General features: G+C 46.8%; 17 protein-coding genes. 7 read left to right on the forward strand and 10 right to left on the reverse strand.

Annotated features, from left to right (window positions below; genetic code table 11):
• Positions 1–79 precede the first annotated feature (79 nt).
• The gene (locus ACFQ1X_RS10880) at positions 80–1,360 is read left to right on the forward strand and encodes an MFS transporter (protein ID WP_144838124.1); all 1,281 of its coding nucleotides are present in this window, start codon (positions 80–82) and stop codon (positions 1,358–1,360) included.
• A 162-nt stretch (positions 1,361–1,522) separates the two neighbouring features.
• A complete protein-coding gene (locus tag ACFQ1X_RS10885) occupies positions 1,523–2,464 on the forward strand; it encodes a nuclease-related domain-containing protein (protein WP_379082545.1) in 942 nt (313 codons plus the stop codon).
• Between the two features lie 197 nt (positions 2,465–2,661).
• Here ACFQ1X_RS10885 and ACFQ1X_RS10890 read toward each other — a convergent pair whose 3' ends face one another.
• The 3 genes from ACFQ1X_RS10890 to rlmN form a co-directional block, all read right to left on the reverse strand.
• Positions 2,662–3,477 carry a YkuS family protein gene (locus ACFQ1X_RS10890; protein WP_379082581.1) on the reverse strand — a complete coding sequence of 272 codons (816 nt, stop codon included), beginning with the start codon at positions 3,475–3,477 and terminating at the stop codon, positions 2,662–2,664.
• Between the two features lie 162 nt (positions 3,478–3,639).
• Positions 3,640–4,770, reverse strand: a complete 1,131-nt coding sequence (locus tag ACFQ1X_RS10895) for an ABC transporter ATP-binding protein (protein ID WP_144838128.1) — start codon at positions 4,768–4,770, stop codon at positions 3,640–3,642.
• A 267-nt stretch (positions 4,771–5,037) separates the two neighbouring features.
• On the reverse strand, positions 5,038–6,117 hold the full coding sequence (gene rlmN / locus ACFQ1X_RS10900; RefSeq protein ID WP_144838130.1) for a 23S rRNA (adenine(2503)-C(2))-methyltransferase RlmN: 1,080 nt from the start codon (positions 6,115–6,117) through the stop codon (positions 5,038–5,040).
• A gap of 156 nt (positions 6,118–6,273) precedes the next feature.
• On the opposite strand from rlmN, the gene ACFQ1X_RS10905 reads away from it, so the two are divergent.
• The gene (locus ACFQ1X_RS10905) at positions 6,274–6,747 is read left to right on the forward strand and encodes a VOC family protein (protein ID WP_144838132.1); all 474 of its coding nucleotides are present in this window, start codon (positions 6,274–6,276) and stop codon (positions 6,745–6,747) included.
• Between the two features lie 73 nt (positions 6,748–6,820).
• Here the strand turns inward: ACFQ1X_RS10905 and ACFQ1X_RS10910 are convergent, their stop codons facing one another.
• The 3 genes from ACFQ1X_RS10910 to ACFQ1X_RS10920 form a co-directional block, all read right to left on the reverse strand.
• Positions 6,821–8,335 carry an acetyl-CoA hydrolase/transferase family protein gene (locus ACFQ1X_RS10910; protein ID WP_144838134.1) on the reverse strand — a complete coding sequence of 505 codons (1,515 nt, stop codon included), beginning with the start codon at positions 8,333–8,335 and terminating at the stop codon, positions 6,821–6,823.
• 595 nt (positions 8,336–8,930) lie between these two features.
• Positions 8,931–9,575, reverse strand: a complete 645-nt coding sequence (locus ACFQ1X_RS10915; RefSeq protein WP_144838136.1) for a LytTR family DNA-binding domain-containing protein — start codon at positions 9,573–9,575, stop codon at positions 8,931–8,933.
• 68 nt (positions 9,576–9,643) lie between these two features.
• On the reverse strand, positions 9,644–11,143 hold the full coding sequence (locus ACFQ1X_RS10920) for an acetyl-CoA hydrolase/transferase family protein (RefSeq protein WP_144838138.1): 1,500 nt from the start codon (positions 11,141–11,143) through the stop codon (positions 9,644–9,646).
• A gap of 363 nt (positions 11,144–11,506) precedes the next feature.
• Here ACFQ1X_RS10920 and ACFQ1X_RS10925 point away from each other — a divergent pair, with 363 nt between their 5' ends.
• The 3 genes from ACFQ1X_RS10925 to ACFQ1X_RS10935 all read left to right on the forward strand — a co-directional run bounded on the left by ACFQ1X_RS10925 (position 11,507) and on the right by ACFQ1X_RS10935 (position 15,652).
• Positions 11,507–12,742 (forward strand): MFS transporter, encoded by a 1,236-nt coding sequence (locus ACFQ1X_RS10925; protein WP_144838140.1) that lies wholly within the window; start codon positions 11,507–11,509, stop codon positions 12,740–12,742.
• 242 nt (positions 12,743–12,984) lie between these two features.
• The gene (locus tag ACFQ1X_RS10930) at positions 12,985–14,190 is read left to right on the forward strand and encodes an MFS transporter (protein ID WP_144838142.1); all 1,206 of its coding nucleotides are present in this window, start codon (positions 12,985–12,987) and stop codon (positions 14,188–14,190) included.
• Between the two features lie 559 nt (positions 14,191–14,749).
• Positions 14,750–15,652: a MerR family transcriptional regulator gene (locus ACFQ1X_RS10935; protein WP_144838146.1), complete on the forward strand. Its 903-nt coding sequence runs from the start codon at positions 14,750–14,752 to the stop codon at positions 15,650–15,652.
• 77 nt (positions 15,653–15,729) lie between these two features.
• Here ACFQ1X_RS10935 and ACFQ1X_RS10940 read toward each other — a convergent pair whose 3' ends face one another.
• Entirely contained in the window at positions 15,730–15,915 is a 186-nt protein-coding gene (locus tag ACFQ1X_RS10940; protein WP_144838148.1) for a hypothetical protein, read from the reverse strand.
• Between the two features lie 176 nt (positions 15,916–16,091).
• Positions 16,092–17,390 carry an NCS2 family permease gene (locus tag ACFQ1X_RS10945; protein WP_144838150.1) on the reverse strand — a complete coding sequence of 433 codons (1,299 nt, stop codon included), beginning with the start codon at positions 17,388–17,390 and terminating at the stop codon, positions 16,092–16,094.
• Positions 17,391–17,713: 323 nt separating this feature from the next.
• Here ACFQ1X_RS10945 and ACFQ1X_RS10950 point away from each other — a divergent pair, with 323 nt between their 5' ends.
• On the forward strand, positions 17,714–18,673 hold the full coding sequence (locus ACFQ1X_RS10950) for a nuclease-related domain-containing protein (protein WP_379082555.1): 960 nt from the start codon (positions 17,714–17,716) through the stop codon (positions 18,671–18,673).
• A 537-nt stretch (positions 18,674–19,210) separates the two neighbouring features.
• Here the strand turns inward: ACFQ1X_RS10950 and ACFQ1X_RS10955 are convergent.
• Together ACFQ1X_RS10955 and ACFQ1X_RS10960 are read right to left on the reverse strand one after the other, a co-directional pair.
• Entirely contained in the window at positions 19,211–20,422 is a 1,212-nt protein-coding gene (locus tag ACFQ1X_RS10955) for a NupC/NupG family nucleoside CNT transporter (protein WP_144838152.1), read from the reverse strand.
• Between the two features lie 209 nt (positions 20,423–20,631).
• The gene (locus tag ACFQ1X_RS10960; protein WP_144838472.1) at positions 20,632–21,981 is read right to left on the reverse strand and encodes an MDR family MFS transporter; all 1,350 of its coding nucleotides are present in this window, start codon (positions 21,979–21,981) and stop codon (positions 20,632–20,634) included.
• Between the last annotated feature and the right edge of the window lie 76 nt (positions 21,982–22,057).

The following is a 22,057-nucleotide window of genomic DNA, read 5'->3' on the forward strand; positions in this document are numbered from 1 at the left end:
AGTAAATTTTTTAAAATTGATCTTTTCAGTCTGCAGTTCTTGTACAATGAAAATATCACTCATGAAGGGGAATCAGGAGATGAAAAAGTTCACTAAAACAGAGAAAAGTTGGGCGCTCTATGATTGGGGCAACTCAGCTTATTCCATCATCATCACTACCGCAGTCTTTCCGCTGTATTATAAAGCATCCGCAACGGAGGCCGGAATCAGTTTATCCGACTCCACCGCATATCTGGGATATACAATTGCCATTTTCACATTTATCCTGGCAATGCTCGGGCCGATCCTTGGCACCCTCGCCGATTACGAAGGCTTGAAAAAGAAATTCTTCACCGCCTTCTTCCTGCTCGGCACGATCTCGACAGCGCTGCTGGCTTTCGTGCCTGTCGATAACTGGCTGCTGATGCTGACCTGTTATGTATTTGCCGCACTCGGAGCGACCGGCGCCAATCTTTTCTACGATGCTTTTATCGTCGACGTCACCACAGAAAAACGCATGAACAGGGTTTCCGCTTTCGGTTATGGGCTCGGTTATATCGGCTCAACGATTCCATTTGCAATAGCAATTGCCATTATCCTGCTTGCGCAAAATGAAATCATTCCATTATCAGTAACCAACGCCAGCCGCGCCGCTTTCTTAATCACGGCACTTTGGTGGGTTTCTTTCTCGATTCCGTTGTTCAAAAATGTGCGTCAACGCTATTACATTAAACGTGAACCGAATCCAGTAGCGCAGAGCTTTAAGCGCCTTGGCAAAACCTTGAAAGAAATTCGCCAATACCGGGCGATCGTACTGTTTTTGATCGCCTACTTCTTCTACATTGACGGCGTCGGCACAATTATATCGATGTCGACGGCTTACGGCACGGACTTGGGACTGACTTCAACAAGCCTGCTGATCGTCCTGTTCGCAACGCAAGTTGTTGCGGCGCCTTTCGCAATTCTTTACGGCCGGCTCGCTGATCGCTTTACCGGCAAAAAGATGCTGTATGTGGGGATTTGTGTATACATCGTTGTCTGCATTTACGCGATGTTTATGGAAACAATCGGAGACTTTTGGGTGCTCGCCATGCTGGTTGCTTCCAGCCAAGGGGGCATCCAGGCTTTGAGCCGCTCTTATTTCGGAAAACTGGTGCCGAAAGAAAACTCCAACGAATTTTTCGGTTTCTATAATGTCTTCGGCAAATTCGCCGCCATCACAGGACCGGTTCTTGTGGCCGTCACTTCGCAAATCACCGGCGATTCACGTTATGGTGTATTCAGTCTTGTGATTCTCTTCATTCTCGGGTTGATCGTCCTGTCGCGTGTACCGGAACCGGTTGTGCATGAACCGGTTGATGAGGTTGCGGCTAAATCTTAATATTCATTTTTGCTTGGCTCCCGCCGGAGAATTCTGGCGGGTTTTTTTAGTGACGCAAATTTGGGATTTGATGCCTATCGAGCGTTCAAATTTTTATTTTCAATGAAAGTATAGGCACTTCTTATTTTAAATGCTATGTTCAAAACAAAAAGAGGGATGCCGGTGATTTGGAAAGAGCGTGGAGTTTCGCAGAACAAAGAGAAGTTGGAAGTGCTGCTGCGGCGGCTGCCGAAGCGGCATGCAATGTATGGACAAGCGGAAAATGAAAGTTATGCGGAAGCCGCAGGAATCGGCGGCGAAGAACGGTTCGACCATTATTTCGCCCGGAGTCCGGTGGCTTTCCCGCATATTATGATGCATAACGTCATGCTCCGTTCGTTCCGGGCATTCCAATTGGATTCGCTGATGATTACGCCCTGGTGCATCTATGTATTCGAAATCAAAAATATGAACGGACGCCTGCAGTTCATGGATGCCCCCGTCCAGCTGCTGCAGACAAAAGAAGACGGAACGGTAATCGGCCGCAAATCCCCGATCGAACAAATCATTGAAAATGAATGGCTCCTTGGCGAATGGCTGGAAACGCGCAGAATCATGATGCCAGTGCGCTCAGTATTGGTATTGTCTTATCCTAAGCAAATCGCTGAAAATGTGCCTGCGTCGCAGCCAGTCATCTTCTCTCATCAATTGCCGCGGTTCCTTCACCAGCTGTCCGAAGAACCCCCCATTTTCAATTGGGAGGAAATGAAGTCACTGGCTCGCATGATAGTGGCTGCTTTAGTCACTTTGGACTCGCGGCCGATCTGTACCAATCCGAAATATTCAATAGAGGTGATGCTGCGAGGCGTCTGGTGTTCAGCGTGTGACCGGATTGGCATGGTGCGGCGTTATGGCAACTGGTTCTGTCCTGGTTGCTGTGTCTCAGATAAAAACGCACATCTGCGAACAATCCGCGATTGGTTGCTGCTGACTGGTGAGCCCATGACGAATAAGTTGGGGCGGGAGATTTTGTGTGTGGATGACCGAAGATTAGTGACCCGTTTATTAAAAGACATGAACTTGAAAAAATCGGGTTCTTTCAAAGATTCTAATTATAGTCTGTAGGTTATTTCGAAGTGTTTTATTGGAGTTGGGCGTATTTCGGTCGAAGTTGGGCGTATTCCTATGAAAGTTGGGCGTATTCCTATGAAAGTTGGGCGTATTTCCATAAAAGTTGGGCATAAGTTAAAATCACAGCGATTTCTTGTCCCCGTATCGCATCAAAAAACCGGCACCCCCATATGGAGGCGCCGGTTTTCATATTATTTTTTATCTTTGTCGACAGATTGGACTGTTACATTGCCGCTGTCATTTTTTTCAACAGCTGAGTCGCCAAATTCGACAACTTCGATGCCGCCGCTTTCTTTCTTCTCTTCTTTTTCTGCTTTCTTCTCTTCTTTTTCTGCTTGTTTCACAGCTTTTTCATGTTCTTTTTTTGCTTTCTCTTCTTCTTTTGATTCTTTTTCAACAGCTTTCTGCTGCTTTTTCAACTCTTTATCTTCTTTTTTCTCTTCGCGCTTAGCTTTTAACTCATCAGCCTTGCCTTTGGCTTTTTCAGTCACACCATTGGTCTTTTCTTTGACCTGGCCGACCTTTTCTTTCACTTGATCCAGCTTGCCGGGACCGGAATTTTCATCCGACTGTGACTTCTCTTCTTTCTTTTCTTTCATTTCGGCAGCTTTTTCTTTCACTGTCTGCTGCAATTCCTTGCCGCTTTTCGGTGCCAGCATTAAGCCGGCAGCTGCGCCGATCAAAGCACCAGTAGCCGCTCCGGCGATAAATCCGCCAGCACCGCCGCCTGATTTATTGTTTGACTCGATAGGTGGGGGAGGCATAATTTTCTCGGTCCGAACAAGACGTTCTTCAACCTCTTGGATGATTTCGAATAATGTACGGCCTTTTGCTTCCACTATTGGTACATTCATGTGAAAATCGGCCAAATCCTCCGAATCGCGTACAACTACACAATCATAATCCATGGCGTCTGTTTTATCCTTAAGCATTTCTGCCTTATACCCCAAACTCGCCAATGCGTCCTTGACGGATGTAAACGGCTCTTCAACTGCGATTTTTACCATCAATATCACCACTCCTTTTCCAAAAATGTCTATTACTTTAGTTTCCCTATTGAAGAAAACTTAAACACCAGCAAACCATAATGATTGAAAATTCTTTAAAATAAACCTATATTCTCTAAAAATAAACACCCGCCCCTTCCAAAGGAGCAGGTTGCATATGCATTACGTGGCTTTTGCAGCAGATTGCAATTCTGCAGCTTTCACCCGTTCGCCGGTTTCCATATCGAAGAAATGGACATGCGACATATCAAAAGCGAGAGTCGCTGTGTGTCCTGCTTCGATCAATGTATCCGCATCAACACGTGCGATGAATTCCTGATTGGCATAAATGGCATAGAGGATGGTTTCCGCCCCTGTAAGTTCTGCCACCGTAATTTCCGCTTCAAATTCACTTGCCGGCACACCGGAAAGATCTTCATTGTTTACATGGATATGTTCCGGACGGATTCCGAGTGCAATCGGCTTGCCGTCATAACCAAGATCTTTCAGCATAGCTGATGCTTCAGCCGGAATCGCCACTGATTTATCGTCGACGAGAAAATTGCCGTTTGAAATTGTCCCTTCGAAAAAGTTCATCGCCGGCGAACCGATAAAACCGCCGACAAAACGGTTCGCCGGGAAATCATAAACTTCTTTCGGCGAACCGACCTGTTGAATTAAACCGTCTTTCATAATGACAATTCGTGTCGCCATCGTCATTGCCTCAGTTTGATCATGCGTTACATAAATCGTTGTCGTTTTGAGTCGCTGGTGCAACTTGGCGATTTCCGCGCGCATCTGCACACGCAGTTTGGCGTCAAGATTCGATAAAGGTTCATCCATCAGGAACACTTTTGCATCCCGCACAATTGCGCGCCCAAGAGCGACACGCTGGCGCTGACCGCCTGACAACGCCTTCGGTTTCCGGTCCAGGTAATCTTCCAGCCCCAGGATTTTGGCGGCTTCTTCAACACGCCTTTTAATTTCAGGCTTCTTGAATTTCCGCAATTTCAGGCCAAAAGCCATGTTTTCATAGACTGTCATGTGGGGATATAAAGCATAGTTCTGAAAAACCATCGCGATATCGCGTTCCTTCGGTTCGACGTCATTCATACGCTTGCCGTCGATGAAAAACTCGCCTTCCGAAATTTCTTCCAAACCTGCAATCATACGTAGTGTGGTTGATTTACCGCAACCGGATGGTCCGACAAAAACAATGAATTCTTCATTTTTAATATCGAGATTGAAATCAGTCACAGCCAACGGACCTTTGTCATATCTCTTACCCAGATTTCTGATTTCTATCTCAGCCATGTACCTCGCCCCTTCAAATTCGTTTTCTTTTAATTATAGAGAGTTATTTGTAAATTACAAATACGGGTTGGAATTGGAAAGAGATTGACATATTCTGCAGGGCACTAAAGGTGTCTGATTTTCTATAATATCTTTTGTGAAAAATAAAATCACTCCACCTCTTTCAGTTGATTTGGAAATGTGATTAGAAATCACAAAATATTTCCCAGTATATTCAACTATAAAAGCCCCCCGAATTTTTATTCGGGGGGCTGTTTCGTTATATTATTATACGGTAACTTTAGCCGGCTTTTTCTCTTTTGTGATCTGTTTGCTTCGAAGCTGGCCGCAAGCCGCGTCGATGTCCGCCCCTTGTTCGTGGCGCACTCCGCAATTGATCCCTTTTTTCTTCAATGCATCATAGAAAGCGGCAATCGCTTCCGGTGTGCTTTGCTGATACTGATCGTGTTCGCTGACCGCGTTGTACGGAATCAGGTTTACGTATGAAAGATGGCGCTTGTCTTCAAGCAGTTTCGCCAAATTATTCGCTTCCTCAACATGGTCGTTGACGTCACGCAGCATAATATATTCGAACGTAATGCGGCGGTTGGATTTTTCCAGGTAATAATCGATGGCTGCCATCAATTTCTCAACCGGGTACGCTTTATTGATTTTCATGATGCGTGTACGCAATTCATTTGTCGGTGCATGGATTGAAATTGCCAGGTTAACCTGCAGGCCTTCATCCGCGTAATCATAGATTTTCGGAACGATTCCGCTTGTTGAAACTGTGATGTGGCGAGCGCCTATGGCAAGGCCTTTTTGTGAGTTGACTACATGCAGGAAGTCCATCATGTTAGCATAATTATCAAATGGCTCGCCGATACCCATGATTACGATATGGCTGACGCGATCTCCTTTTTGCTGAGCATCGAAATGTGCCTGCACCTGAACGATCTGTTCAACGATTTCGCCCGCGGTTAAATCGCGGCTCTTTTTCAAAAGTCCGCTGGCGCAGAAACTGCAGCCGATATTACAGCCGACCTGTGTCGTAACACAGACGGAGTTTCCGTATTTAAAACGCATCAAAACCGTTTCAATCAAGTTGCCGTCCTGCAGCCTGAAGAGGAATTTAATCGTGCCGTCAGCAGATTCCTGCTTGACCGCTTCTTCCAATGTGCGAATCGCGAAATTGTCTTCCAATAACTGAATAACTTCCTTGCTCAGGTTATTCATCTCTGAAAACTTCTCGACGCGTTTAATATATAACCAGTCCCATACCTGTTCGGCACGGTACTTTTTCTGTCCATTTTCCAAAAACCATTCTTTTAGTTGGTCTATCGTTAGTCCATATATGGAATTTTTCATTTAAGAGCCCTCATTTCGAATTTCACAATTGCTTATTATAATACTAAAGATCGCGGTTTACAACAACTATTTTCGTTTAAACAGAAAAGTCTGCTTTTTTACAGGCTTAAAAGCCTATGCCTGCGGGTATCAGAATTTATAGAGGAGGTTTTACATATGACTGCAACAGTCACTCACATCGGTCTGGCAGTGCCTGACCTGGACCAGGCCATTGACTGGTACTGCAAAGTTTTCGGCTTTTATGTTTTGGCCGGTCCATATGATTTCGACGAAAGGAATGAACAATTATTTTCCATGACACAGGACCTTCAGGGTTCCGAGGTGAAAAAGATGCGGAATGTCCATCTGATGAGCAATAGCGGCGTCGGAATTGAACTGTTTGAATTTCAGCAACCTGATTTCAACGATGAAAAACCATCGCCGCACGCCGGTTTTTTCCACATTTGCCTGATTGTCGAAGATATTGTGGAATCGATTGAAAAAGTCGTGGTCCACGGCGGCAAGCAGCGCAGCAAAATCTGGAACATCAACGAAGGCAAACCGCATTATCTTGTGTACGCTGAAGATCCCTTCGGCCACATCATTGAACTTTATACCCGCAGCACTGCGGAAGTTTACGGCAATAAATGAAATAAAAAAAACCAGCTTTCTTCCATTAAGAAGAAAGCTGGTTTTTTTAAGTTTGAGAATGTTTTGCTTCCCCTTACACCAATTGCTCTTTCTTTTGCAGCATGGTGCCTTTTTCAGCAAGTGCTGTATGCCATGAGAAAGCTTTTTCGAGTACATGCGGCGTTTGGCCCCCGCGCGTCAGTGCTTCTTCATAATACTCACGCATTTGCGCTCGGTAAGTCGGATGGACGCAGTTTTCGATAACGACTTCAACACGCTGGCGCGGAGCCAGGCCGCGCAGATCCGCATAACCTTGTTCAGTTACGAGCACATCAACATCATGTTCCGTGTGGTCAATATGTGAGACAAATGGAACGACACTGGAGATATTTCCGCCTTTCGCCACCGATTTCGTAACGAAAATTGCCAGTCGCGCATTACGTGCGAAATCGCCTGAACCACCGATGCCATTCATCATTTTCGTGCCGGACACATGCGTCGAGTTCACATTGCCATAGATATCGAATTCAAGTGCCGTATTGATGGAAATCAAACCGAGGCGACGGATAATTTCCGGATGATTTGAAATTTCCTGCGGACGCATGATGATTTTATTGCGGTAATTTTCGAATTCACCGAAGACCTGCTCCATTTTCTGTTCGGAAAGCGTAATCGAACAGCAAGAAGCGAAATCGACTTTTCCTGCGTCGATCAAATCGAATACTGCATCCTGCAGCACTTCCGAGTAGACTTCGAGGTGTTCAAACTCCGAGTCGATCATGCCGTGCAGCACCGCGTTGGCGACAGAACCGATACCCGATTGCAGCGGCGCCAGCTTTTCGGTCAGGCGGCCGTCACGGATTTCTGAACGGAAAAACTCCAGGAGATGGTCGGCCATGATTTTCGTTTCCGCATCCGGCGGCACGATGTTCGAAGGCGAATCTTTCTGCTCCGTAAAGACGATGCCGCGGATTCTTTCCATGTCGACCGGAATACCAATTGTGCCGATGCGGTCTTCAACAGATGTCAGGGGAATCGGATCGCGCTCGCCTTGTTTCCCGGTATCGTAAATATCATGCAAGCCTTCGAAAAGTTCCGGCTGCGCCAAGTTGATCTCAACAATGATATTGCGTGCATGCTTTGCAAAGATAGCCGAGTTCCCGACTGAAGTCGTCGGAATGATCATGCCGTCCGCGGTAATGGATAAGGCTTCGATGATGGCAAAGTCGATTGTTTCAATAACATTGGTACGCACCCATTCCGCCGTATGCGAAAGATGGTGATCAACAAAAAGCATTTCACCGGCATTGATTTTATTGCGCATCGCAGGTTCGGCCTGAAATGGCAGGCGCTTGCCGACAATTCCCGCTTCCGCGAACAGCCGGTCGATATCCGAGCCGAGAGATGCACCGGTAAACACATTGACTTTGAAACTTTCCGTTGCTGCGCGTTCCACCAATGCGAAAGGCACCGCCTTCACATCGCCCGCCCGCGTAAATCCGCTGAGGCCTAGCGTCATGCCGTCCTGTATCCAGGAAGCCGCCTCTTTCGGAGACACCACACGCTCCTGTAATTCTGCTGCTTTGATGCGATCATTATTTTTTGTCATATCAATCACTCGCTTTCTCGAATTTTTTAAGGGAATAAAATCGGTCTGCTTGTAAAAATAAAGCGTTTTCATTATGCCTCTGGCAAATGTAAGCAGATTCCGGCGTTAATTATTAGATAATTTTAATATATTCCGAGAGAGATTTGAGTGATTGATGCGTCGAATAGCAGTTATGCCGCTAAAGCAGAGGATTTAATGCGTGAGCCAGTGGATCCCTTAAAATCTACTGATGATATAAAGAATAAGCATACATATAACGCTTCGGCGCTTTGGACAGTGCAAAGATTATGCTCCTGCGCTAGCTCGTCGCAAAGGAGGCGCCATCTTCGTGGCGCACCTTAGCTCCCGCAATAAGCCGAGAAGATCACTCGTCTTATTGCTCCGCTCAGTCCTAAGCCGCGCCGGTGCTGGGATAATAACTTAGATATGGAGCAAAACAGCGAAGACGCCCAGGGGACCAAGCGAAGTGCTGAGATCCACTTGGGCGAAGTGAAACGAGACCGAGTTAGCTCAGCGCAAGCCCCCAGGCAAGCGAAGCTGTTTTGCGGAATATCGGCTATTATAAATTCTTGGTTCAACTTATATAGTTATTTTCTCAAAACCCCAGCAGCTTCCTGAAATAGCTCGAATAGGTTTGGCTGACCGGTATTCGGCTGCCGTTGTCCATCGCCAGCACGAAAGTCGAGTGCGTGTCCGGATAGATTTCTTCTATATGATGGACGTTGACGATGAACGAGCGGTGGCAGCGGATGAACGTTTCCCGCGGCAATAAAAATTCAAAATCCTGCAGCGAGTTTTTATTGGTGCCGGAAAAGTTTGCCGCGTGCACATGTGTCTTACGGTCTTTCACTTCGAGAGACACCACATCCGCGAACGGCAGCGGCTTCCAGCCATCTGGACTTCTCACAGTTACGACGGACTTGCCTTCCGTATAGGATGGATAAATCGCCATGACACAGCCCGCCAACTTCCCATTTTCTTCAAATGGCACCGCCATGCCGTGATAAGGGACGCCGAACACTTCCCGATCGATGAATTCGGAAGCTTTCTGATTTGTCATTAGCGCTTTATAGGCGATGGTACCTTCTTTTACGGGATCGCCCGCTTTTATTTTCAGATCGACGCGTTTGCTCGGCCTGTAATAGATGTATTGTTCCGTGTCCGAAACTGCGATGGAAATTTCATCGGAAAAGAGCTCTCCCATGACGTCCAGCAGCGAACCGAATGTGAATTTTTCCATACTGGTCCTCCTGTATGCACTGATTGCTTCATTATAAAGCATTTTGGCAATCGATGGTGCAGGAAGAACTATTGTTCACGCATACTGCCTTCTTCAGCAAGGCGCTGATGCCAGGAGAATGCCTTTTCAAGGACATGAGGTGTGTGCCCTCCACGAGTCAACGCTTCCTCATAATATGCGCGTAATTGATCGCGGTAAGCCGGATCGGCGCATTTTTCAATGATCAAACCGGCGCGTTCTCTGGGTGCAAGTCCCCGGAGATCGGCATAACCGAATTCGGTTATAAGCACATGAACATCGTGTTCCGTGTGGTCGACGTGGCTCACAAATGGCACGACACTGGAAATTTTGCCGTCTTTCACCGTCGCTTTTGTCACAAAAATCGACAACCTGGAGTTGCGTGCAAAGTCTCCCGAGCCGCCGATGCCATTCATCATCTTCGTGCCGGACACATGGGTCGAATTGACATTGCCGTAAATATCAAATTCAAGCGCCGTATTGACGGCAATCAAACCAAGACGGCGGATGATTCCCGGATGATTGGTGATTTCCTGGGGACGCAGTACGATTTTATCTTCGTACTTGCCAAAATTTGAATACACTTGCGCCATCTTCTCTTTTGACAATGTGATCGCTGAGCCTGAAGCAAAACGAAGTTTATCTGCGTCGATCAAATCGAACACAGCATCCTGCAGCACTTCCGAATACATTTCCAAATCGTGAAATTCCGAGTCGATCAACCCGTGCAAGGCAGAGTTGGCAACTGAACCAACACCAGATTGAATTGGCGCCAGCTTTTCAGTCAGCCTACCCGCCCGGATTTCCGAACGCATTAATTCCAAAAGGTGGGATGCGATGGCTTCGGTTTCACTGTCCGGCGGAACGATCATTGACGGTGAATCGATCTGGTCCGTAAAGACGATACCACGGATTTTTTCCACATCCACCGGGATGCCAGTCGTTCCGATACGATCTGCAACATGGGTCAGCGGAATCGGCAGGCGTCCTTCGTGTTTGCCGGTATCGTATATATCATGGAGACGGTAAAGCCGCTCCGGCTGTTCCGTATTGATTTCAACAATGACATTTTTTGCGTATTGGGCGAAAATTGGTGAATTGCCGACAGAAGTTGTCGGGATGATCATGCCGTCTTTTGTAATCGAGATCGCCTCGATGATGGCAAAATCCACAGGACCCAGGACGCCGTCACGGATCCATTCGGCTGTATGGGATAAATGATGATCCGTATAAAGCATTGCGCCTTCATTAATTTTTCTGCGCATTACCGGATCCGATTGAAATGGCAGGCGTTTGTTTACGATGCCCGCTTGCGCAAATACGGTATCGATATTGGAACCGAGAGAAGCTCCGGTGTAGACATTCACTTTAAAGGTTTCCTTTTCTGCGCGTTTTGCCAATGCGAGAGGGACCGCTTTTGCATCTCCCGCCTGCGTGAAACCGCTGAGGCCGAGTGTCATGCCGTCCTTTATCCAAGCTGCTGCTTCTTCCGCGCTTATTACGCGTCCCTTTAATTGTTCCACTCCAATGCGCGCCAGTCGATTATCCATTATTCCACACACCTTTCTCATCAGAATGAAATCTGTGATTTGGTTTATCTATACCCACATTGATACCACTTCAATATACCCTTTTACTCTTCCTTCAGAATTCTCCGTTCATTCACAAAATCGCAACATATTTTAAGTATTTTTCTATAACTTAGAGACCCGAAAAAAGTCAAAAAGCCCTTAAATCAAGGTTTCTTAAATTATGAGAAAATTCCTTTTATACAATAACATTTTATCCTTAAATTATGATAAAAAATTGAGTTAAACTCATTGACTTTAACATTTACCTATCATACTATATGAAAAGTTGTCAAAACGATTAGCGTTTGCACAATAATTTTAAAGTGAAAGAGGGCTACTTAATTGTCTAACAGCCAACGTAAAAAAATGTCCATATTGATGATCAATATGTTTATTGCTATAGCAAGTTTCGGAATTGTTGTCCCTATTCTCCCGGCTTATCTATTATCCATTGGCCAAGGCGGCACCGCAGCCGGTCTGATGATCGCGATTTTCGCAGGTGCACAGCTTCTGTTTTCTCCACTCGGAGGCAATTGGGCCGATAAATACGGTCCCCGCAAAGTAATTATTCTTGGTCTTGCCTTATTGACCATCTCGATGCTGATGTTCTTTTCCACCGATTCAATCTGGGTCATCTATGCTTCCCGCGTAGTGGGCGGAATCGGCGATGCCTTCCTGATTCCCGGCGTCTTCACTTATGTGGCCGGCATCACAACTGCAAAGCAGCGCGCAAAAGGTACCGGAATGGTCACTGCCGCCATGTCTCTTGGCCTGGTCATCGGACCTGGATTCGGTGGATTTCTTGCCGACATCAGTTTGAAACTGCCGTTTTTGATCGCCGCTATGGTGACATTCAGTGCTATGATTTTCTCTTTCTTCATGCTGAAGGAAATTCAAGCGAATGAAGAAACCAAAAAACAGGCGGAAGAATTTTCTAAAGATGAGTCGATGCTCGAACAAATCGTCCGCTCTACTAAAATGCCTTATTTCATTCCTTTGGTTATCATTTTCATCATGAGTTTTGGCCTTGTCGCTTATGAATCCGTCATCGGTATGTATTTGACGACGCAATTCGGTTCAACCTCGTCGGACATCGCCTTGATGATCACCGCGACAGGTATCGTCAGCGTGACAGTCCAGTTCTTCGTGGTCGACCGGCTTGTTCGCCGATTCGGCGAAGTCAAAACATTGATCGCTTTTCTTGGACTTGCAACAACCGGCTTCCTGATTTCATTGACTGCAGGAAGCTACGGCGCCTTTTTCGGTGTCTCCCTCGTGATTTTCCTTGCGATGGCCATTCTTCGCCCGGTTCTCAATATTCTGGTGTCGAAAATGGCCGCTGGTGAAATCGGCTTTGCAATGGGCATGGCCACTGCCTATATGAGCCTCGGCAATGTCCTGGGCCCGATTTCTGCAGGCATGCTGTTTGATGTCAACATCAACTACCCGTTCATCCTTGGCCTTGGTCTGTTGGTCGTGACTCTCTCGATTGCCATGGCTTGGCGCAAAACGAATAATGCAAAAACAATGGGCGACGATGCGAACAATGAAACCCACGAAGCTGAACCTTTAACATAAAGGTTCAGTTTTTTATTGGGACCGAGTTTACCTGATTGACAAGAAGTTCGAGCCGGCATAACATGGTAAATTGAGTGTAAAAAATCATGGCTTATTAACGGTAAATGGGGGAGTTTTTTCCTCTCCTCTCGTACATAAATAAAACCTTTTTAAAAAATCGGTCCTCCCTGTTTATTTTATTCACTTATATATAGAAGAAACTCCAACTGCACAACCATCTACAATAAGAAAAGGGGCGCACCATGTCACCAGATCAACGCAAAAAGATCATTATTTTGATGATCAATATGTTCATAGCCATTGCCAGTTTTGGCATCATTATCCCCATTCTCCCGTCCTATCTGCAATCCATCGGCCAGGGAGGCATGGCTGCCGGTCTAATGATTGCGATATTCGCAGCAGCGCAATTCCTGTTCTCGCCGATAGCCGGCAAATGGGCGGATCAGTACGGCCGCAGAAGAATGATCATCTACGGACTGGTCGGCTTGACCCTTTCCATGTTCGTTTTCTACGCATCCGATTTCATCTGGGTGCTTTACTTCTCCCGTGTTATCGGGGGAATCGGCGCAGCCATGCTCGTGCCGGCCATTTTCGCCTATATTGCAGACATCACGACTTTCGACCAGCGCGCAAAAGGCACAAGCCTTGTGTCCGCAGCTATGTCCCTCGGCATCGTCGTCGGTCCGGGAATCGGCGGATTCCTGGCTGATTACAGCTTAAAATTGCCGTTTCTTGTATCGGCATTCGTTTCACTTGGCGCCGTTGTATTTTCCCTCATCCTATTGAAGGACAGCGACGCTGAAAATGCGGACGCCGGACTTGCTATCGACATGACGCAAAAGGAATCCATGCTGTCAAAAATTGCGTCATCCACGAAAAAACAGTATTTCATTCCATTGATCATCACGCTTGTCATGAGCTTCGGTTTGCTCGCCTACGAATCAATCGTCGGTCTTTACCTTGATAATCAATTCAACTCGACTGCCAAAGATATTGCCTTTATGATTACGGCAACCGGTATTGTCAGTGTCATCGTCCAATTGTTCATCGTCGACCGCATCGTCCGCCGTTTTGGTGAAGTGACGATTCTCATCGCATTTCTCGGTGTTGCGGCGTTCGGCTTCCTGTTATCGTTGTTTGCAGGCAGCTACGCGATGTTCTTCGGCGTATCGCTCGTCATATTCCTGGCAACGTCGATTCTTCGTCCAGTGCTGAACACGCTGATTTCCAAAATGGCGGAAGGTGAAGTCGGATTTGCAATGGGCATGAACAATGCCTATATGAGCATCGGCAACGTCATGGGACCTTTGCTTGCGGGCGCCCTCTACGATGTCAACATCATTTTCCCGTTCATCCTCGGTTTGATCATGCTGATGATCACCATTTTCATCACCATGGTATGGCAGCGTTCACGAGCAGTGAAGGTTAAAATTGCAGAAGAGTATTAATTGACTATTTATGTTGAACTAAATAATCAGCATTTATATGACGCTTCGGCGCTTAGAACAAGGGCAAAGATTATGCTCCTGCATCGCTACGCTGCTTCGTCGCAGAAGAGCCAAAGCAAAGATTATGCTCCTGCATCGCTACGCTGCTTCGTCGCAGAAGAGCCAAAGCAAAGATTATGCTCCTGCATCGCTACGCTGCTTCGTCGCAGAAGAGCCAAAGCAAAGATTATGCTCCTGCGCAAGCTCGGCGCTGAGAGGACTCTCTAGAGATATGGAGTAAAACAGCGCAGACGCCCAGGGGACCAAGCGAAGTGCTGAGATCCACTCGGGCGAAGTGAAACGAGACCGAGTTAGCTCAGCGCGAGCCCCCAGGCAAGCAAGCTGTTTTGCGGAATATCGGCTACTATAGATTTATTAGCTCAATAATATGTTAAAAGCAGAAGGAGCCCCGTCTCTTTCTGCTTTTTTTGATGCAAGCCCCCAACCCTCACGCTTTACGCATTGTATAAGTACTTGTATAATTAATATACAACTAACTTATAGAAATGTGGGTCCTGCCATGTACAATATAAAAGCTGCCGCAAAGATCCTCGATATGCCAAAAGTGACCATCCGATCGTGGGAAACACGGTACAATGCGATTACTCCAGCTCGAACAGAGTCAGGCCACCGCCTCTACTCTGACCAGAATCTGGAGGATTTGCAGTGGCTGAAAATCCAGGTTCAAAATAACGGCATCAAAATTAGCGAAGCCGTTAAACTCTTGCATGCATCACGCAAAAAATTCGTGAAGCCTGCCAGTGAGTTGACGGCTCCCACTATGGGATCTCAACCATACGACAAGCAGATCGAAGAACTTTATACCGCCGGAGCCGAAATGGACAGTGACCGTTTCCAGTATTTATTGGATTTGAATTTCTCGATGTTCCATTACCGCACGGTGTTCTTTTCGATTTTGGCGCCATTGATGGTCCGCATCGGTAATGAATGGGAAAACGGCACCATCACTGTGGCCCATGAGCATATGCTGAGCCATCTGGTGCTTCAGCGTTTCACTCAGTTTTTCCGCATCTTCCCGACATCGGATAGTTTGCCAAAAGTGCTGGCGTTCTGTCCGAGCGGCGAACATCATCAGCTCGGCTTGTTGCTGTTCACTTTATTCCTCCGGGAAAATGGGTATTCAGTGGCGTATATCGGTCCGGACACCCCGCTCGAAGGGCTTCCGGAACTTATTGAAAAACAGGATTTCAAATTGGTCGCCATGTCCATCGGGCATAAACGGTTGATGCCTGCTGTTGAAAATTATATTGCCACATTGAAAGCCACCAAGCCCGATCTGCAATTTGTCATTGGCGGACGGTGCCTTGGCCACAATGAAAATAATACAAACCAGTATTATCTTGGCAATACTTATGAAGAGTGGCAGCGCTGGTTGGACGAAACCCAGCCCAGAAGAGCCTGACGCAACCCTTTTCAGACACAGTTGTCTGAAAAGGGTTTTTTTATTTCAAATTAAAAAGAAAAAAAAAGACCTGCTCTTTAGAGCAAGTCGAGGTCCTGATAGGCGGACTGGTATGGTCCGTTGTCTGTCACTTCTGAATGGTAGAGAGCTTTCAAGGCAAAGCCCTTTTCAAGTTCCATGTCTTTCATCAGCGTTTTCAGGCGCTTTTTCAGCTCCGGATTTTCACTGACGAGACGTTCCATCTTCGTTTTCGTATATTTCATAATGCGGTCGCTCCTTTCAGTTGCTGCCGGTTTTATTGTATTGTATCATCCTGCAGCGCTATTTAACGAAAAAACGCACTTGCTATCGGGCAAGTGCGTTTCCTGCTTTATCCCGTATTAACATTTAGTGGGGATGAAGAACCCCACTGAATGAAGTTTCGCTTTATTGCCATAAATCAGCCAAACACCTGGAAAACGTAATTCGCGAGGAACAGCGCGGCGATCACATAAAGCGCCGGTGTAACTTCGCGCCATTTGCCGAGGCCGACTTTCAATACCGGATACATGATAAAGCCAATGGCAATGCCGTCAGCGATACTGTACGTAAACGGGATGAGGACGATGATCAGAAATGCCGGAATGCTCTCGCTCATGTCTTTCATGTCGAGGTTCTTGATGTTCTGCAGCATTAGCGCACCAATGATGATCAGAATCGGCGCAATTGCGCTGTCCGGGATCAATTTGATGACGGGAACGAAAAATGCGGCACCAAGAAACAGCAAGCCGGTTGTAATAGCCGTCAAACCTGTGCGTCCGCCTGCTGCCATGCCAGCCAATGTCTCCACACTGGCGACAGTCGGGCTCGTTCCGAAAATGCCGGAAGCCATCGATCCGATCGACGTTGCCTGGAAAGCGCGCTTGTACTTCTCGGGACGGTCGATGAAATTGACCTGTCCGTGGACGAGACCGATATTCTCAAATATCAACACCATCGACAGCGAGAAAACCGCCACCCAAAATCCCATAGTCAGGAAGCTGGTGAAACTTAGCGCACCGAATCCTGCAAAAGCTTCTGAAGCGCTCATCGCCGGTTCATCCAGTCCGCCGAGATCGATCATGCCGAAGAAAAAGGCGATCAATGTTCCTGCCACAATCGTGATGAGGAAATTTCCCGGCACGTTGCGGATGAACAGGATGATGGCGATGAGGAATGTCAAAGCTGTTGCTAATAGCAGTGGATCGGAAATCGATCCCAACGCCAAAATCGAACCTTCGCCGTTGATGACGATTCCACCTTTTTCAAGGCCCAGCAGCATCAGGAATAATCCCAAACCGACTGTGATCGCCTCTTTCAGCGAATGCGGCACCGCAGCACTCAGCACTTTGGCAAAACGGGTAAACGCCACAGCGACAAAAATGACGCCGGAAACAAATACGACTGCCAAAGCCTCCTGCCACGTGAGGCCCATCGATTGCACCATTGTGTATGAAAACAGCGCGTTGATGCCCATGCCCGGAATCAGCAGAATCGGCACATTGCCCCAGAATCCCATAACCAATGCGCCGAAAACGGAAGCCGCAATCGTGGCGATGATCGCCGCTTCAATCGGCATGCCCGACTCCGACAGGATCAACGAATTAACCGCGATGATGTAGACCACTGTGAAGAAGCCGATCAAACCTGCCAGTAACTCCCGTTTCACCGAAGTACCATTTTCTTCAAGACCGAAAAAACGGTCCATCCATTTATTCATATACATAACCTTCTATTAAATTAGCCCTCTCCCTACCCGCTCTGCCTGAATAAATCCAGGTGAGCCAAGATAGAATTGTAATTCATAAAGGGGGTTCCGTCAAGGGTTTGGGGTTGACAGGTGTGGAGGTTAAAGAAGTGCTGGTTTTCCACCGTTCCCCTGGACGAATTGCAGGATATTTCAAGGTCGGTTTTTCGCATTTCGCTGGTGCGAAATGCTTTGCATTCAGTTTTTAATTCTTCTAAAAATATATTTCCCGGGAAATATATTTTCCTTTTCAAGAAATGCTATACTTCAATTAATCTGTAGAAATGAGGTGTTATATGGAAAGAGAAAAAATGGAATTACTGTCTATGGAAACAGCGCTCAGTTCGTTGATAGGCCGAATGCCTGCAGTTCATTCACAGCTGAACTATCTTAAAGGAAAACTGCACCGGACTGTTGCCGGGAGTCGCGGCGAGGAACGGATGCGTCAGCGATTTATCGAATTCCAGCCGGAAGAAGAAGTTCATGCGCTGTGGGATGTCGGTTTGGCAATCGGGTCATGGAAAACGCAGTTTGACGGCATTGTGCTGACACGGAGAGGCGCCATCGTCATCGATTCAAAGAACATCAGCGGCAAACTCCATTTTGACGACAAGACCGGCGAGTTCTATCGATTTGACGACAATGATGTGAAAGAAGTTTTTGATGATCCGCGCATCCAATTAAATAAAAATATCCGCTTCCTGTCGAAATGGTTTACCCGGAAAAAGATAAATTTGCCAGTCAGCGGTCTAATCGTCTTCACACCCAAGAACTGTGAATTTATTGTCCGGCCAAAAGGCAAACACCTCTGCAAAGTCTATCAAATGCCCGAGTATTTATTTCAAATCCTAAAGGCTTTCCCCCTCGAAGCCAAACCGTCGAATCTGCCGAAAATAAAAAAGCAGATTGTTGGCGGCCATGTCCCCTACCTGAGAACCCCTTTATGTGCTAAATATTATATTGAAGCGAGTGAAATACGGCGCGGCGTTCAATGTATGGCTTGCCGGAATTATGGAATGAAACGAATAAAGAAGAGCTGGCAATGCCCGGGTTGCGCCCACCGCGACCGGCAAGCGCATAAGTTTGCCTTGCGTGAATACTTTTCTCTGATCGATACGCATATCACGAATCAGGCGTTTCGTGAGTGGTGTGGTGTGAGTTCAAGGTCCGTTGCTACCAGATTATTGTCACAGTTTGATTTTGTGATTGATGGAGAATCCAAAGCTAGGAGATACAGTTTAAAGAAGAGAGACTGAAGCGTCTCTCTTTTTTATTTTTGCTGATATTAACGGAACGCGCATAAGTGTCTGCTAATCGCGCGTAAAATGTTTTAACCGTGCATATTTTTTTCTAATCGCGCATATAATTTTTTAATCGCGCGTATTTTTTTCTAATCGCGCATAACATTCCTGTAGAAACAAAATAACCAAAAAAGGAAGCTTTTCGCCAAGTAAAAAGACCCTCATCAACACCTAAATCACTTATTTTCAATAAATTGCCCCTTCTCTACCCCCATTTCTTTTAAAACCCTACTCTTTCCTTAAGATTTTCAATCTTCATCGTATTTCGCCTCAGCGAAATGCAGGCATTCTGCGCTCTTCAGGTTTTTTACAAGCTACAATTCACCCTTCCTGAGAATTGCTTCCAAAATCAAAAACAAAAAACCAAATAATGGATGCTTTTCGCCGGGCGAAAAGCGATAAAACCTGAAGCCCGTACGTTAATACGTTGTGCTGTTTCATCCCATCAAAAAAAGCCACACGCAATTTGCGTGTGGCTTCAGCATTCATTGTTTAAAAGAACATTCCCGCAATCGAGGCGCTCAGCAGTGAAGCAAGTGCTCCGGCAGCAACTGCGCGCATGCCAAGTTTGGCGATATCGGGACGGCGATTTGGAGCGAGTGAACCGAGTCCGCCCAGCAGGATAGCCAGTGAGCTCAAGTTAGCGAAACCACAAAGCGCAAAGCTGACAATAAGGACTGTTTTCGGTGACAGATCCGCCATTTGATCCGTGAAGGATACGTAAGCGACAAACTCGTTAAGAACAAGCTTCTGGCCGATGAAGCTCCCCGCTTGAACAGCTTCCACCCAAGGCACACCGATTGCAAACGCGAGTGGCGCAAAAATGAATCCGAGAATCCCCTGGATTGTCAGGTCTTCAAATCCGACAAAGCCTCCAACAAAGCCAAGTACACCATTCGCTAAAGCGATTAATGCGATGAACGCCAGAAGCATTGCACCAACATTCAACGCTAATTGCAGACCGTCGGATGCACCGCGTGCAGCAGCGTCGACTACGTTTGTGGATTCTTTATCTTTTTCCATTACAAAATCTTTTTCATCGACTTCCTCACGTTCCGGAATCATGATTTTCGCCATGATTAACCCGGCTGGAGCCGCCATGAAACTGGCCGCAAGAAGATATTCAAGCGGAACGCCAAGAAGTGCGTAACCCGCCAGTGTCGAACCTGCAACTGAAGCAAGTCCCCCGGTCATGACTGCAAACAACTCGGATTTCGTCATCGTCGGCAGGAACGGGCGCACGACTAATGGTGCTTCCGTCTGGCCGACAAAGATGTTGGCTGAGGCGGAAATCGATTCCGCTTTGCTTGTACCAAGCAGTTTTGATAACGCACCTCCAAGAAAGCGGATAACAATCTGCATGATGCCTAGATAATAAAGGACCGAGATTAAAGATGAGAAGAAGATGATGATCGTCAGTACCTGGAAAGCGAAGACGAAACCGAATCCTTCTGTATCGGCTGCTGGACCAAACACGAAGGCAATCCCCTCGCCCGCGTAACCGATTACATTATTGACCACTCCGGACAACCAAAGCAGTCCCTGGCGCCCTGTTTCCCATTCAAGTACGATGAACGCGAAACTGATCTGAATCGCCAATCCACCTAAAATTGTCCGTGGCTTAATGGATTTTTTTCCGTCCGACATAAGGAAGGCAAGTCCCAGAACAACGAAGATGCCGAAGATGCCCCATAATATATTCACAACTTCACCTCATAATTAGTATTTTCTCAGAAAATTAGGCAAATAAAACGCTTAACTCATCCGTCGTCTGACATCTTACCAAAGCTATTTAGAGAAGTAAATGTATAATATGTTACAAATCCAGATAAAGTACGTATTTCCAATGACTCCAAATTTGACAATTAAACTGAACCCCGGCAACATGATCTCATTTTTATGCTACTCCGCTTTTATTGATCCTCAGCCGGAGGGTCTGCTTTCTTCAGGAAAAAGGACAAAAAGACACCGACGAGACTAAGAATTCCAGCAACAATAAAGGAGATATTGACGCCACGGATCAAACCTTGGACGCCATATTCCTGCGGATCGAGAGCGGTGCTGGTCATAATCGTGACCAGCAAAGCGGTGCCAATCGAACCCGATACCTGGCGCATCGTATTGCTCATCGCCGTACCATGCGGAATCAGGCGTTCGGGCAACTGATTGAGTCCTGCGGTCGTAACCGGCATCATGACCATCGCAACGCCGAACATCCGGATGGCGTGCATGATCGTCAAATAGGTGAACGAGGTTTCGGCGGTCAGTACCGTAAATTGGAACGTGCTGACCGTGACAATGAGCAAACCGATAATGGCCAGCCATTTCCCGCCGAATGCATCAAAGACCCGCCCGGTGATCGGATTCATGATTCCCATAATAATGGCGCCGGGCAAGAGCATCAGTCCGGATTCCAGAGCGGTGAAACCGTGCATGTCCTGCATATAAATCGGCAGGATCGTCGCGCTGCCGATCATTGAAATGAATACGATGACACTCAGAATGGTAGACACCGTAAAAATTTTATATTGAAAAACTCTGAATTCGAGCAACGGTTCTTTCAATATCGACTGGCGCCGAATAAAGAAGAACAGTGAAACGACGCCAATAGCGATTGACAGAAGAACTGGCAGACTGCCCCAGCCGGTCGTGCCGGCGCTGGAGAAGCCGTAAAGAATCCCCCCAAAACCAGCCGTCGAGAGCATGACTGAAAAGATATCCAATTTCGGAAATGTCTGTTTCGTGACGTTTTTCAAAAAGAAATAAGCAAAAATCAGATCGATCAACGCAATTGGAATCACAATATAAAACAAAGCGCGCCAAGGATATTGGCCGACAATCCAGCCGGAGAGGGTCGGACCGATTGCCGGGGCAAAGGAAATGACAAGGCCGAACAAGCCCATCGCCTGCCCCCTTTTCTCAATCGGGAAAACGACAAACAAAATCGTCTGTGTCAGCGGTATCATGATTCCGGCTCCCGAGGCTTGAATTATGCGACCGAGCATCAAAACAGAAAAACCCGGCGCAAACGCCGCCACGATTGTTCCGACGGTGAACAGCCCCATCGCTGTCAGGAATAAAGTGCGCGTGGAAAATTTGCCAATTAAAAAGGCAGTGACCGGAATCATCACGCCATTTACAAGCATGAAAACAGTCGTCAGCCACTGAGCGGTATTTGCCGTTATTTGAAGATCTTCCATAATATGCGGCAAAGCCGTTGCAAGCAAGGTCTGGTTGAGGATGGCGACAAAAACGCCGGCCATCAGCACCGCAAGCAGCGGCGCAATTTTTATATCTTTCTTATCTTCTACATCATGCTTATTCGCCAATGGCTTCCCC

Source organism: Metaplanococcus flavidus, from assembly GCF_042675885.1.
Classification (GTDB): Bacteria; Bacillota; Bacilli; order Bacillales_A; family Planococcaceae; genus Planococcus; species Planococcus flavidus.